Origin of the sequence: Celerinatantimonas diazotrophica (genome assembly GCF_004339545.1) — a bacterium.
GTDB classification, from domain to species: Bacteria; Pseudomonadota; Gammaproteobacteria; order Enterobacterales; family Celerinatantimonadaceae; genus Celerinatantimonas; species Celerinatantimonas diazotrophica.
Window position 1 is genome coordinate 236,866 of record NZ_SMGD01000014.1, and the last position, 13,043, is coordinate 249,908.

The 13,043-nt window shown below is 43.9% G+C and carries 15 protein-coding genes and 1 other annotated feature; of the genes, 7 read left to right on the forward strand and 8 right to left on the reverse strand.

Annotated features, from left to right (window positions below; all coding sequences use genetic code 11):
* Positions 1 to 130 precede the first annotated feature (130 nt).
* A complete protein-coding gene (locus tag EV690_RS12430; protein ID WP_131913330.1) occupies positions 131 to 778 on the forward strand; it encodes a glutathione S-transferase in 648 nt (215 codons plus the stop codon).
* 62 nt (positions 779 to 840) lie between these two features.
* On the opposite strand, the gene EV690_RS12435 is transcribed toward EV690_RS12430, so the two are convergent.
* The 8 genes from EV690_RS12435 to EV690_RS12470 all read right to left on the reverse strand — a co-directional run bounded on the left by EV690_RS12435 (position 841) and on the right by EV690_RS12470 (position 8,416).
* Complete coding sequence (locus EV690_RS12435) at positions 841 to 1,137, reverse strand: YciI family protein (RefSeq protein ID WP_131913331.1); 297 nt, start codon at positions 1,135 to 1,137, stop codon at positions 841 to 843.
* Positions 1,138 to 1,139: 2 nt separating this feature from the next.
* On the reverse strand, positions 1,140 to 1,691 hold the full coding sequence (locus EV690_RS12440; RefSeq protein ID WP_131913332.1) for a septation protein A: 552 nt from the start codon (positions 1,689 to 1,691) through the stop codon (positions 1,140 to 1,142).
* A gap of 160 nt (positions 1,692 to 1,851) precedes the next feature.
* Positions 1,852 to 2,658, reverse strand: a complete 807-nt coding sequence (gene trpA / locus EV690_RS12445; protein ID WP_131913333.1) for a tryptophan synthase subunit alpha — start codon at positions 2,656 to 2,658, stop codon at positions 1,852 to 1,854.
* Positions 2,655 to 3,848, reverse strand: coding sequence for a tryptophan synthase subunit beta (gene trpB / locus EV690_RS12450; RefSeq protein WP_131913334.1), 1,194 nt, complete (start codon positions 3,846 to 3,848; stop codon positions 2,655 to 2,657). The genes trpA and trpB overlap by 4 nt, the downstream gene beginning before the upstream one ends.
* A 15-nt stretch (positions 3,849 to 3,863) precedes the next feature.
* Positions 3,864 to 5,243 carry a bifunctional indole-3-glycerol-phosphate synthase TrpC/phosphoribosylanthranilate isomerase TrpF gene (gene trpCF, locus EV690_RS12455; RefSeq protein ID WP_131913335.1) on the reverse strand — a complete coding sequence of 460 codons (1,380 nt, stop codon included), beginning with the start codon at positions 5,241 to 5,243 and terminating at the stop codon, positions 3,864 to 3,866.
* A complete protein-coding gene (trpD, locus tag EV690_RS12460) occupies positions 5,240 to 6,241 on the reverse strand; it encodes an anthranilate phosphoribosyltransferase (protein ID WP_131913336.1) in 1,002 nt (333 codons plus the stop codon). Before trpD ends, trpCF begins: the two co-directional genes overlap by 4 nt.
* Positions 6,238 to 6,843 (reverse strand): aminodeoxychorismate/anthranilate synthase component II, encoded by a 606-nt coding sequence (locus tag EV690_RS12465; RefSeq protein ID WP_131913337.1) that lies wholly within the window; start codon positions 6,841 to 6,843, stop codon positions 6,238 to 6,240. Before EV690_RS12465 ends, trpD begins: the two co-directional genes overlap by 4 nt.
* Positions 6,836 to 8,416 carry an anthranilate synthase component 1 gene (locus tag EV690_RS12470; RefSeq protein ID WP_131913338.1) on the reverse strand — a complete coding sequence of 527 codons (1,581 nt, stop codon included), beginning with the start codon at positions 8,414 to 8,416 and terminating at the stop codon, positions 6,836 to 6,838. The genes EV690_RS12465 and EV690_RS12470 overlap by 8 nt, the downstream gene beginning before the upstream one ends.
* Positions 8,417 to 8,440: 24 nt before the next feature.
* Positions 8,441 to 8,543 (reverse strand) — a sequence feature (Trp leader region).
* Between the two features lie 104 nt (positions 8,544 to 8,647).
* On the opposite strand from EV690_RS12470, the gene EV690_RS12475 reads away from it, so the two are divergent.
* The 6 genes from EV690_RS12475 (at position 8,648) to EV690_RS12500 (ending at position 13,004) form a co-directional block, all read left to right on the forward strand.
* Positions 8,648 to 9,487: a PHP domain-containing protein gene (locus EV690_RS12475; RefSeq protein ID WP_131913339.1), complete on the forward strand. Its 840-nt coding sequence runs from the start codon at positions 8,648 to 8,650 to the stop codon at positions 9,485 to 9,487.
* Positions 9,488 to 9,498: 11 nt separating this feature from the next.
* On the forward strand, positions 9,499 to 10,119 hold the full coding sequence (locus EV690_RS12480; RefSeq protein ID WP_131913340.1) for an L-threonylcarbamoyladenylate synthase: 621 nt from the start codon (positions 9,499 to 9,501) through the stop codon (positions 10,117 to 10,119).
* A gap of 10 nt (positions 10,120 to 10,129) precedes the next feature.
* Positions 10,130 to 10,975 carry a segregation and condensation protein A gene (locus EV690_RS12485; RefSeq protein WP_224054871.1) on the forward strand — a complete coding sequence of 282 codons (846 nt, stop codon included), beginning with the start codon at positions 10,130 to 10,132 and terminating at the stop codon, positions 10,973 to 10,975.
* Positions 10,975 to 11,538, forward strand: coding sequence for an SMC-Scp complex subunit ScpB (gene scpB / locus EV690_RS12490; protein WP_131913341.1), 564 nt, complete (start codon positions 10,975 to 10,977; stop codon positions 11,536 to 11,538). Before EV690_RS12485 ends, scpB begins: the two co-directional genes overlap by 1 nt.
* A 27-nt stretch (positions 11,539 to 11,565) precedes the next feature.
* A complete protein-coding gene (gene rluB, locus EV690_RS12495; protein WP_131913342.1) occupies positions 11,566 to 12,405 on the forward strand; it encodes a 23S rRNA pseudouridine(2605) synthase RluB in 840 nt (279 codons plus the stop codon).
* 176 nt (positions 12,406 to 12,581) lie between these two features.
* Positions 12,582 to 13,004, forward strand: coding sequence for an Hsp20/alpha crystallin family protein (locus EV690_RS12500; protein WP_131913343.1), 423 nt, complete (start codon positions 12,582 to 12,584; stop codon positions 13,002 to 13,004).
* Positions 13,005 to 13,043 lie beyond the last annotated feature (39 nt).

Consider the following 13,043-nt stretch of genomic DNA (forward strand, 5'->3'; position numbering starts at 1 on the left):
AAAAGAATGTAAACCGTACTGTGAAATACAGCAAAAGCACCTATATTAACAACCATGCAAGCTCATATGGTCCAGTATTATATTCGACCAGATCATTGGAAAGTTAAGACATATAGCTAAGGAGATCAATATGATCCGAGTGCACCACCTAGAACAGTCGCGTTCATTCAGAGTACTCTGGTTGTTAGAAGAATTAGAGATCGAATACACGGTCGTTCACTATCAGCGTGACCCAAAAACACAAGCGGCCCCAGAAGCGCTGAAACAGGTGCATCCATTAGGTAAATCACCAGTGATTACTGATGGTGATATTACTGTCGCAGAATCTGGCGCCATTATTGAATATCTGATTGATCGTTATGGTAATGGGAAAATGCGTCCGCAAATACCTGAAGCTTTCTTAGAATATCGCTACTGGTTACATTTTGCAGAAGGCTCGTTAATGCCACTATTAGTAATGGGGTTGGTATTGTCAAAGGTTGTCCAGGCCCCAATGCCGTTTTTTGTGCGTCCTATTGTTCGTAAAGTAGTTGCAGCGATTAATAGTAATTTCACTCAGCCTAGATTAGACCCCCAGCTTGCGATGATTGAAGCACATTTACAAGATAAAGGCTGGTTTGCCGGAAATGAGTTAAGTGGAGCAGACATTCAAATGGCGACTTCATTGCTCCTAGCCAAATCTCGGTTAGGTGATTTAGAGGATTATCCACAAATTCGCAATTATTTAGTCAGAGTCGAACGGCTGCCTGCCTATCAGCGTGCTAAACAAAAAAGTTAGGCTTTATAGCGGCGATAGCACATGAAGGAAAGCCGATAAACTTGGTTTATCGGCTTTTTGGCTTAGAAAACCTGAATGAACGGTTTTACAACCGTTGAGGCATAGACACCTGCTTCAACATAGGGATCTTGACCGGCCCATTTTTCCGCTTCTTCAAGCGACGCAAATTCGGCGATTACAGTTGAACCCGTAAACCCGTTTGGACCCGGATCTTCACTATCAATAGCAGGCATTGGTCCGGCTGTCAGTAAACGGCCTTCATCTCTTAACTGCTGTAAACGGGCCAAGTGAGCAGGGCGTACACTTTTTCGAGCAGCCAGACTCTGGTCGACATCCTCAGAAAAAATTACATAAAACATAGTTAATCCTTATTTTGATCGACTGTCTCTTTGGGAATATACCGATAAATATAAATGACAGTCCCAACGGTAAATAATAACGTCGCCCCAAATAGGCCAAATACTTTAAAATCAACCCAAATTTGCTGACTTAACCAAAACGCAACGTAAAGGTTGGATATGGCACAAGCGGCAAAAAATAACGCCCAAGCGAGATTGACTCGATTCCAGATTTTTTCAGGCAAAACAATTTCTTTGCCAAGCATTTTCTTAATAACCGGAGCTTTAAATCCAAATTGTGACACCAATAAAATAATGGTAAATAGGGCGTAAATAACGGTCACTTTCCACTTAATAAACACATCATTGTGTAGCGCAACGGTGAGTCCACCAAAGACCACAACAGCTAGAAAGGTTATTAAGTGACTTTTCTCAATCCGTTTATATATGCAGTAATATATAACCAACATCACTGCAGTTGCTGCGATCAAAGCGCCGCTTGCCGTATAAATATCGTACATTTTATACACGATAAAAAAGACAATTAACGGAAAGAATTCAAGTAATTGTTTCATACTAAGGCCTAAATATGGGTAATAATATAATTGTTAAATATTACCAATTTGTCTTGCTGCCATCATAGCGTGTCTCTATAAAAGGTCAACTCACAAGCGATGTGATAACTAGTTTGCCACACATAAAATAAAGGCCCAATAAAAAGGGCCTTAGTGTCAGTTATTTAACTGTTGCAGCTTTCATTTTTGATACGAATGCCTTCAGTTCAGCTAACATCGTTTTTGGTGATTCAAGGTTGTGCTCGATAATTTTGACCACCGCTGAGCCTGATATTGCACCGGCTGCACCAGCAGCTATCGCAGCTTTAACCTGCTCTGGCTCGGCAATGCCAAATCCCAATAAGGTCGGTGGCGCATGGTTGGCTTTGAGCACATCCAGTAGATGATCCACTGGTTTTCCGGCTTTGCTCTCAGTGCCCGTGACTCCCGCGCGACTAACTAGGTAGGTATAACCTGAACCTAATTGAGCGACGTTTTTGAGTGTGGCATCATCGGCGTTGGGTGGGGCAATGAAAATCGATTTGATACCATATTTTGTGGCTGCATCTCGGTAAGGTTTTGATTCCAAAGTTGGAACATCGGCAATCAGCACCGAATCGATGCCAGCATTTGCTAGTTTTTGGTAAAAGTTATCAATTCCGGTGCTATAGACTAGGTTCGCATACAGTAATAGCCCTATCGGTATATCTGGGTGACGTTGCCGAATGGTGTGGAGCATTTCAATACAACGTGATGGGGTTGAGCCGTTCCGCAGTGCCCGAACATTGGCATTTTGAATCGTTGAACCATCAGCAACGGGATCGGAAAATGCAAAACCTAGTTCTAAGGCATCGGCACCGCCTGCAATCAACGCATCGACAATGGCTAGGGATTGTTCAAAATTTGGATCACCCAAGGTTACGAAAGGAACAAATGCCCCTTGATTCGCTGCATCTAGGTGTTCAAACATCGTTTCATAGCGGTTCATTTAAATTCCTCCCGGTGAGCAAAAATATCCGCAACCTGAAAAATATCCTTGTCACCACGCCCTGAGATATTTACGACTAGCAGTTGTTCTTTTTGTGGATCTTGTTTAATCATTTTGAGTGCATACGCTAATGCGTGAGATGACTCCAGTGCGGGAATGATCCCTTCGTGTCGAGATAGCTGCTCAAATGCCTCGAGTGCTTCATCATCAGTGACTGAGACATAATTCGCGCGGCCAATGCTATCTAAATAGGCATGTTGTGGCCCAACTGAGGGAAAATCCAGCCCAGCGGAAATGGAGTATGATTCTTCAATTTGGCCTTCGTCATCTTGCATCAGCAAGGAGCGCATGCCAAAGAAAACGCCCTCACGGCCGTGTTTCAGTGGTGCTCCATGTTGACCTGTTTCAATGCCCTTACCAGCAGGTTCGACACCAATGAGCTGAACACTTTCATCGGGGATAAAATCGGCAAACATGCCAATTGCATTAGAACCACCGCCCACACAGGCGATCAAGGCATCAGGCAAGCGACCTTCATCATGAGCAAGCTGCTGTTTTACTTCTTCACCAATCATTTTTTGAAATTCTCGAACAATGGTTGGGAACGGGTGAGGGCCAGCGGCTGTACCGAGCATATAATGGCTCGTTTCATAAGTTGCTGACCAATCACGTAGCGCTTCATTACAGGCATCTTTTAGGGTAGCAGAGCCGCTATGCACAGGAATGACCTGAGCCCCCATTAAACGCATCCGAAATACATTGGGTTCCTGGCGTTGCATGTCCTTTGCACCCATGTAAATCCGGCATTTAAGGTTCATCAGTGCACATGCTAGCGCGGTTGCTACCCCGTGTTGGCCCGCGCCTGTTTCGGCGATGACCTCTTTTTTGCCCATCCGTTTAGTTAACAGCGCCTGACCTAAAACCTGATTTGTTTTATGGGCACCGCCATGGAGCAGATCTTCTCGTTTTAGATAAAGTTTGGTATTCGTGCCATCCGTTAAATTCTGACATAACGTTAATGGTGTTGGTCGACCTGCATAATTGTTCAGTAACGATGCATATTCACTGATAAATTTCGGATCTTGTCGAGCCTCAATAAAGGCTTGCTCAAGCTCATCCAGTGCAGGGAGTAGAATTTGCGGAACATATTGTCCGCCAAATTCACCGAAATAACGATCGAGTTGACTCATAATTATTCTCTAATTCTAATAATGGCGTAATTGAGTAAATACTTCTTGAATAAGCGCAGGTTCTTTTATTCCCGGATGGCTTTCTATCTGAGAATTAAAATCTAATCCTAATGCGCCTAACGTAGCTGCTTTGGCAACATTGTTAGGACCAAGGCCACCAGCTAGCATTGCTTTGGGTAGAAATTCCTTTACCAATTGCCAATTGAATGTCTGTCCGGTACCCCCACAAAGATCGGCAATTTGTGCATCAAATAGCACGCGATCAACATTTTCTGGCAGCTCGGGAGTACGATGACTGACGCCGACTGCTTTCCAAATTTGTGTCCCTTTCGGTAATAGCCCCCTGAGATTTGCTATCTCAGCGTCACTTTCATTGCCATGCAATTGCACGGCATATAGATTTAACTGTTCTGCGATGTTGGCAATTTTTTCAATGGAGGCATTAGCAAAAACCCCAACAAACTGAAGTGGTGCCGCTTTACAAATAGCTGTGGCCTGAGCTAATTCAATAAAGCGTGGGGAGCGTTCAACAAAAATAAGGCCGCCAAAGACAGCACCTGCTTCATAAGCCGCTATTGCATCGGCTGGTCGCGTTAAACCACAGACTTTATTCTCTCCAAGGATCATTTTTCGGCAAGCCATTTCAATATCGGTTTGTTCCATAATTGAACTGCCGACTAAAAAGGCATTGACCAGATGGCTTAGACGATGAACATCGGCATTAGTATAAATCCCTGATTCAGAGACAACGATCCGATCTGCCGGTATTTGGGGAGCTAGATGCTCGGTCCGAGTTAAGTCAATCGACATATCGCGTAAATTACGATTGTTAATGCCAATAACCGGCGCGTCTAAAGCAATAGCTCGATCAAGCTCTTCTTGGTTACTCACTTCGGTTAGATAATCAAGCCCCAGAGAACGAGCTGTTTGAGCAAGCGTTTGGTATAATTCATCATCTAGCACAGACAGCATTAATAAAATGACATCTGCTTGGTAATAACGAGCTAAATAGACCTGATACGGGTCGATAAAGAAGTCTTTACACAATACTGGTTGATGCGCATGCTCACGAACTGTCAGCAAAAATTCATGATTCCCCTGAAAATACTTTTCGTCGGTCAAGACTGATATCGCAGCCGCATGATTGTTATAGACGCTCGCAATTGCGGCGAGATCGAATTCCTCACGGATCTGGCCTTTGGAAGGCGATGCTTTTTTGCACTCTAAAATAAACTGAGTATCAGATTGTGAGAGTGCTTTGATAAAACTGCGGTCACTTATGGTGAGTTCATCTTTAAAGCTTGCTAATGGCTGAGAGAGCTTTCGCTGTTCCACCCATTTGATTTTGTCGGCTACAATTTTATCTAAAATGGTGCCGGTTTCTCGGATAATCACTGACTTTTCTCCGCAAGTTTATGAACCAGTTGCAGTGGTCGGCCAGAGCGCATTTCACGAAGAGCCAGTTCCACACCTTCGTGCACATTAGCAACTTTTCCTGCGAGTTTTAAGAGTAATGCGACGTTGACTGCCACTGCATTAAGATGAGCCTCTTTTCCCTGACCTTGTAAAAGCTGTTCGCTAATGTGGCAATTTTCCTCTGGCGTTCCGCCTTCAAGTTCTTCAATGCTTGCTTTAGCTACGCCAAATTCCTCTGGAGTAATCTGATAATACTCAATGTGATTGCCGTTGACTTCTGCAACATCGGTTGGGCCATGAACGGCTGCTTCATCAAGTCCTGCGCCATAAATCACCATCACTTTTTTCATTCCCATTTGCTGGAATGTTTCGGCAATTGGTTTTAACAGTGCCTTGTCGTAGACCCCCATCACTTCCATGGTCGGATGCGCTGGGTTAATTAATGGACCTAACACATTGAATAATGTACGAGTTGCAAGAGCCTTACGCACTGGCATGGCGTGGCGGATCCCTTGATGATATTGTGGGGCATATAGAAAACAAACGCCCAGTTCATCTAAGCACTCTCGTGCTTTCTCGGGGCTCATTTCGATATTAATGCCCAATGCCTGCAATAAATCCGATGAACCTGATTTGCTAGAGACACCACGATTGCCGTGCTTGCTCACTTTTACCCCTAAACTGGCAGCAACAAATGCTGAAGTTGTTGAGATATTAATGGTGTTATAGCCATCTCCGCCAGTGCCGACGATATCTGCAAATTCATAATCCGGTGTTGGAAAATCTGCAGCATTATTTAGTAAGGCTTGCGCAGCTCCGGCGATTTCTTGTGGTGTTTCGCCTTTAATTTTGAGTGCTGTTAAAAGCGAGCCCATCACAATCGGGTCCATCGAACCGGTGACGATCGTTGCAAAAATCTGCTGACTTTGTTCAAGCGTCAAGTCTTTTCCTTGATATAACAGTTCTAATTCTTTCATGCAGCATTGTCCTCCTGTGAGCTGCTTGTGAGCCAGTCAAGTGTTTGTTGCAGGAGTTTTTCTCCCTGGCTGGTGAGAATGGATTCTGGGTGAAATTGATATCCGATAACTCTGTCTTGTTCGTTAAGAACAGCCATCGGCATTCCTTGAAAATGTGCACAAACTTCTAATGAATCAGGGACCTCAGTTGCAACTAATGAATGATAACGAGCCACTGGAAACGGGTTCGCAAACGAATGGAACATTCGTTGACCATCGTGTTCAATAGTCGATGCTTTCCCGTGGACTACCTCGGTTGCTCTGCCAATGTGTCCGCCATAATACTCAACTAAAGCTTGTTGCCCCAAACAGATCCCGAGTATAGGGATCTGGCCTCTACATAAGCCGATAAGCTCTAATAAACATCCGGCCTGTTTAGGATTTCCTGGACCAGGGGAGAGCACCAAGACCGGATCTTCACATTCATCCAACTGCTGTTTAATCAACTGCGCACTTAAATTATTGCGATAGATTTTGACCGGATAACCCATTGAACGAAATTGATCCACAAGGTTGTAGGTAAATGAATCAAAGTTATCGAGTAAAAAAATAGTCTTAGCCACGAGAAACCTCCGCTAAAGTTGAACCATGAGCCCGGGCAATGGCATTGATCACTGCGGCAGCTTTAGTGCGAGTTTCATTTGCCTCAGCAATTGGGTCTGAATCAAAAACAACACCAGCACCTGCCTGAATTTGTGCCACATTATCTTTGACAAAAGCTGAGCGAATCACGATGCAGGTGTCCATACTGCCGTCACCGGTAAGATACCCAACTGCGCCACCATAACTGCCACGTCGCTTCCCTTCGTAATGGCGCAGTAGGTGTGTCGCACTAATTTTAGGAGCGCCCGTTAAGGTTCCCATATTCATACTGGCCTGATAGGCATGTAATGCGTCTAAATCGCTACGGAGTGTGCCTACCACCCGGGAAACCAAATGCATGACATGACTGTAACGGTCAACTTTGAGTAGATTGGCAACGTGGCGTGTCCCTGGTTCGCTGATACGAGCAACATCGTTACGGGCTAAATCAACCAGCATGAGATGCTCGGCCAGCTCCTTTTTATCCATCCGCAACTCAAGCTCTAACCGACCATCTAAATCAAGATTTACTGAGCCGTCTGCATTGCGTCCACGTGGTCGCGTGCCTGCGATTGGATAAATCTCAATATCTCGACTATTGGCGCTATATTTAATCGCGCTTTCTGGAGATGCTCCGAATATCGCAAACTGAGGATCGTGCATAAAGAACATATAAGGGCTGGGATTGGTCTGTTTGAGCTGACGGTAGGCTGCCAGGCTATCAGGGCAATCTAAATAAAAACTTCGTGAAGGGACCACCTGAAAGATGTCACCATTAATAATAGATTCTTTGAGTTGTGTAACCATTGAGGCATATTGATCATCACTTAAATCACTAGTAACACGTCCTTGATATGGTTGATTGTAGTGGTGGCACGTTGAGTGGAGATCCTGACAAGCCTGACGAATTTGGGCAAAGCGGCTATTCAGAGTTAAACGAAACTCAGGATGATCGCCAAATAAACTGCCGATAAGCTCACTGGTTTGATGTTGATGGTCGATAACTAAGAGTGTTTCAGCGAGATAAAATTGAAAATCAGGTAAGGTGTTATCGCTAAGCGCCACTTCATTGAGCGTTTCAAAGCTTGCTATAAAGTCAAAACTAAATGCCCCACCTAAATATAAACCTTCTGGGTGAGTTGCTTGTGAGCCGTACAGCTTAATGAGCTCGCGCAACGCACTTACTGGCGAGAGTGCTTTTAATCGAGAATCTTCATCTAATTGTGGGTCAGGCAACGGGAAGTGCAAGAGTAGGTCAGTATTGTTGGACTCTTTGATTAGAGTCGATAAAAAGTGTTGCTCTAAGACTCGAATCACTTGTTTACCGTTGTCTGATAGAGCAGTGAAGCGAACCTCTCTATCATGACAGACTATTTTCACGCAGCAATCGATAAGCAGCAGACTTTTCAGATCAACCTTATTGTCGATTTCTGCTGACTCAAGCAAAATACTTTCCCGGTTATTTTGTTGGAAACTCTCATAAAGTGCTAGTGGATCATCGACATAATTGACTCGTTCGATGATATTCACCAACGATGGTAATTGCCCCGTCATTAATTTTATCTCCTAGCCTAGATAACAAAAAAGCCCGCATGAATGCGGGCTTTATGAATTTGATTGCTTGTTAATTATGCATGACAAATCACACCCGCCGATATGGAGAGTGCCACCACCAATTTTTTGTGTTGATGATTTGAATCGCTGTCATGATTAACCTCGTACAATTTGATAGCATTAGTAAAACGGAAATACCCCAAGAAAGTCAAGAAAAATTTGTGGAGACTTATGAAAATCGATTTGCATTGCCATACCGTTGCTTCAGATGGTGTATTGAATCCTCAAGAATTGATCTTACGCGCTGAAAACATGCAAATTGATTATTTGGCGATCACTGATCACGATACAACTGCTGCTATAATGCCTGCTCGAGAGCTTGCTAGCCGAGTTAAAATTATCAACGGTGTCGAAATTTCAACGACTTGGCAAGGGTTTGATATTCATATCGTTGGGCTTGGATTTGATCTCACTGATCAATCACTGCAAAATGCGCTTAAAGTACAGCGAGAAACGCGTAACTGGCGTGCTCAAGAAATAAGCGATCGACTTTGTAAGCGTGGTCTTGATCCTGTGTATCAAGATGCGGCAGTGCTTGCTAATGGGGGCACTATCACACGAGCGCACATTGCGCAGGTTTTAATTGACCGCGGTGTGGAGAACTCGTTTGTTAAGGTCTTTAATAAATATATGACTCGGGGAAATCCGGGTTATGTTCCAAGTCCATGGATGAGTATTAAACAAGCGGTTGAATTACTTCATTTATCAGGTGGTGTAGCGGTATTAGCTCATCCATTGAGTTATCAGTTATCAAATAAGTGGCTACGTCGTTTGGTTAACGATTTTGCTCAAGATGGGGGCGATGGCATTGAGATTGGCATGCCTCAGTTGAAGCGAGATCATCAGCGCTGGTTGGTTACACTAGCTCAAGAACATCAGCTATTGGCATCGGTCGGCTCTGATTTTCATAAACCGATGCCTTGGCGAGAGTTAGGACGATACCTAGCATTACCGGATAATATTTTACCGATTTGGCATCAGATTCTGCCAGATATTGAACTCCAACATTAGGAGGTAAGCCTATGAGTCAATACTTTCAAGTTCATCCAGAAAATCCGCAAGCTCGTTTAATGAGTCAGGCGGCTGCCATCATTCGTGAGGGGGGTGTCGTAGTTTATCCTACCGACTCAGGTTATGCGATCGGCTCTTTGGCCGGGAATAAGCGAGCTTTAGAGCGGATATTGCAGATTAGGCAGCTTGATCCAAACCATCATTTAACATTGATGTGTCGAGATTTATCTGAGCTATCTGTGTATGCTCGGGTTGAAAATAGTGCATTTCGGCTGTTACGAAACAACACCCCTGGCTCTTATACCTTTATTTTGCGCGGCACAAAAGAGGTTCCTCGGCGGTTATTAAACGCTAAACGAAAAACGATTGGACTGCGTGTCCCTGATTCGCGTATTGCGTTGACACTACTTGATGCTCTTGGGGAGCCCATGCTATCTGGCTCACTTATTTTGCCTGGTAATAACGTTGCTGAATCAAACCCAGAGGTGATTCGCGATAAGCTCGAGAAGCAGATCGATTTGATCATTGATGGCGGAGTTGTGGGGGAACAGCCAACTTCAGTGATCGATCTCTCGGATGATACGGTTCAGGTGCTTCGTCAAGGAAGTGGTGATGTTTCAGTATTTTTGTGAGCAATAATCATTGACCTCTAGCTCTGTTGTGGATAGTCAATCGATACCAAAGCAACTGGTTCTAGCCACGGTTGATGGACAGCCGTGGCTAGACATCCCTGATGATCTATATATTCCGCCTGATGCTTTGGAAGTAATATTAGAGCGATTTGAAGGGCCTTTAGATCTGTTGCTTTATCTCATTCGTCGGCAAAAGTTGAATATTGTCGAGCTCCCTGTTGTTGAAATTACTCGGCAGTATATGAGTTATGTCTCAACCATGGCGGTGTTAAAGTTGGAATTGGCTGCAGAATATTTGGTAATGGCGGCTCTGTTAGCGGAAATTAAGTCACGAATGTTGCTACCTAAGCCACCGAGTGAAGATGAGGAGGAGCAAGACCCTCGAGCTGAATTAATTCGACGGCTACAGGAGTATGAATTATATAAAAATACAGCGCAGAAAGTTGATGAATTACCTCGCATCGATCGTAATATCTATTTAGCGAAAGTAGCAAAATCTGAATCAATGCCTACTGCAGTCATTCATCCTGATGTTGATTTAGCTGAATTAATTGCAGCTTTTGCTGGGGTTGTAGAAAGAGCTCAGCAGTTTGAACATCACGAAGTTAGCCGTCAACAGCTGTCTACTCGAGAACGTATGAGTGATATTTTAAGTGTACTTAAAGTGGGGGTGTTAACCGATTTTCAGAGTTTTTTTATACCAGAAGAGGGGCGAATGGGGGTTATTGTTACCTTCATGGCCATTTTAGAATTGACTAAAAATCGCTTGATTCGATGCTTACAAAGTCAGCCGTTAGCACCGATTCAAGTCACGCTCTATGAACAACCCAGTGAATCGGATGAGGAATTTAATTAGTGACGGATCAACCTTCCAAGCCTAATTTAATCCAGTTAGTCGAGGCGGCTTTATTTATTGCCGGACGTCCCCTGACGATTAACGATCTACAGCAGACGGTATTGGCTAATTTTAAGATGGCTAGGGGGCAAGTCCTGATGATTTTAGAAGAGCTGGTATCGAAGTATCACAATAGTGGTATTATTTTAACCGAAGTCGCCAGTGGCTGGCGTTTTCAGTCACGCCCTGAATTGGCAGAGTATCTTTCCTATTTATTCCAAGAAAAGCCGCAACGATATTCCAGAGCTCTACTTGAAACGCTCACTATTATTGCCTATCGCCAACCGGTAACTCGTGGCGAAATTGAGGCGATCCGAGGGGTGGCCGTTAGTTCCTCGATTATCAGTACATTGAAAGAGCGCTTGTGGATTAAAGAGGTTGGGCATAAAGAAGTTCCGGGGCGACCGGCATTGTTAGCAACAACCAAAGAATTTCTGGATTACTTTAATTTAAAAAGTCTCAGTCATCTGCCAGAATTAGATCAATCTTTACTTGAAAAAATTCCTCAGGACTTTCAGACTTAGCGCAACTTTTTAGCGGATAGATATTAAATGAGTGAAAAATTACAAAAAGTCCTTGCCCGCTGTGGCCTAGGCTCCCGTCGTGAGATGGAGGCGGCCATCGATGCCGGTCGTGCCAGTATCAATGGAGCAACTGCCAAACTGGGTGATCGTGTCGAAGCCGAGGATCTCATCCGCTTCGATGGGAATAAAGTAAATACGCAGCTGGCGGCTGATGAACCATGCCGCGTGCTAATTTATCATAAGTCTGATGGTGAAATATGCTCACGTAGTGATCCGGAGGGACGACCAACCGTTTTTGCTCGTCTGCCAAGGCTTAGAGTCGGGCGTTGGATTGCTGTGGGCCGACTGGATATTAACACGCAGGGGCTATTATTGTTTACCAATGATGGCGAACTGGCAAATCGCTTAATGCACCCACGCTTTGAGGTGGAACGTGAATATGCGGTTCGAATATTTGGTCAAGTGAGTGATGATGCTATGCAGCGTTTACGCACTGGCGTTCAACTCGAAGACGGTCTTGCTAAATTTACCAGTATTAAACGTCAGGGAGGAGAGGGGCTGAATCAATGGTTAAAAGTGACCTTAAACGAGGGACGCAATCGCGAAGTTAGACGGATGTGGGAGTCGCAAGAAGTCCAGGTTAGCCGATTGATTCGTACCCGTTATGGTCAAGTTATTCTGCCTAAACAGTTACCTCGTAGTGCTTGGAAAGAAGTTGATCTGCAAACAGTGAATTATTTGCGTTCAATGGTGCAATTACCCGCAGAAGAAAAAACTTTATTAAAAGTAGGCGATAAAGATCGGACTCGGTCGGCACGTATCCGCCGTTCTGTTCGTAAACATCAAATTCGTTTACGACAAAAATAATGTTTATATTTAAGAATGGCCACTTATATAGTGGCCATTTTTTATGCTTAAAAATTATTAATTTTTGCCATTGAAATTATTTTAGTAGCACTAATATCAGTAGTGTAAGCAAGAAGTTCCAAGCTTAATGGTTTGAGGTTTAATTTACCTTTTACATAAACTGAGGGGGTTTTATCATGAACATGAAATTGCGTCCTTGGAATCCGACCGAAGATTTTGACGAAATGGTCCATCGCCTGATGAACTGGCCAATGCCGTTTGCTGACCAGAAAAGACGTTGGATGCCGGCAACTGATATTGTTGAAGCAGCGAATCGTTATGAATTAAAAGTTGAATTGCCAGAAATTCGTAAAGAGGATATTAAAGTTTCTCTAGAAGATGGCTACTTGGTGTTGTCTGGTGAACGAAGCCATGAAAAAAACGATGAAAAACTACAGCTGAATGAACGTTTCTATGGTCAGTTTACACGTCGCTATCAACTACCTAGCGATGTTAAGACTGATGAAATTGATGCCCGTTTTGAAAATGGGATGCTGTATTTGAGTTTACCAAAGACCAAAGTGAGCACACCTGAAACACAACATATCGAAATTCATTAACCGTTGCTTTCGGCCACCTGAGTATTCAGGTGGCTTTTT

Excerpts from the sequence above, each read along its gene's own strand:
- EV690_RS12480 (WP_131913340.1), top strand. The coding sequence starts at position 9,499 with ATGAGTCAATACTTTCAAGTTCATCCAGAAAATCCGCAAGCTCGTTTA.
- EV690_RS12500 (WP_131913343.1), top strand. The coding sequence starts at position 12,582 with ATGAACATGAAATTGCGTCCTTGGAATCCGACCGAAGATTTTGACGAA.
- trpD (WP_131913336.1), bottom strand. The coding sequence starts at position 6,241 with ATGAAAGAATTAGAACTGTTATATCAAGGAAAAGACTTGACGCTTGAA.
- EV690_RS12430 (WP_131913330.1), top strand. The coding sequence starts at position 131 with ATGATCCGAGTGCACCACCTAGAACAGTCGCGTTCATTCAGAGTACTC.
- EV690_RS12470 (WP_131913338.1), bottom strand. The coding sequence starts at position 8,416 with ATGACGGGGCAATTACCATCGTTGGTGAATATCATCGAACGAGTCAAT.
- EV690_RS12440 (WP_131913332.1), bottom strand. The coding sequence starts at position 1,691 with ATGAAACAATTACTTGAATTCTTTCCGTTAATTGTCTTTTTTATCGTG.
- EV690_RS12475 (WP_131913339.1), top strand. The coding sequence starts at position 8,648 with ATGAAAATCGATTTGCATTGCCATACCGTTGCTTCAGATGGTGTATTG.
- rluB (WP_131913342.1), top strand. The coding sequence starts at position 11,566 with ATGAGTGAAAAATTACAAAAAGTCCTTGCCCGCTGTGGCCTAGGCTCC.
- trpA (WP_131913333.1), bottom strand. The coding sequence starts at position 2,658 with ATGAACCGCTATGAAACGATGTTTGAACACCTAGATGCAGCGAATCAA.
- EV690_RS12435 (WP_131913331.1), bottom strand. The coding sequence starts at position 1,137 with ATGTTTTATGTAATTTTTTCTGAGGATGTCGACCAGAGTCTGGCTGCT.
- trpB (WP_131913334.1), bottom strand. The coding sequence starts at position 3,848 with ATGAGTCAACTCGATCGTTATTTCGGTGAATTTGGCGGACAATATGTT.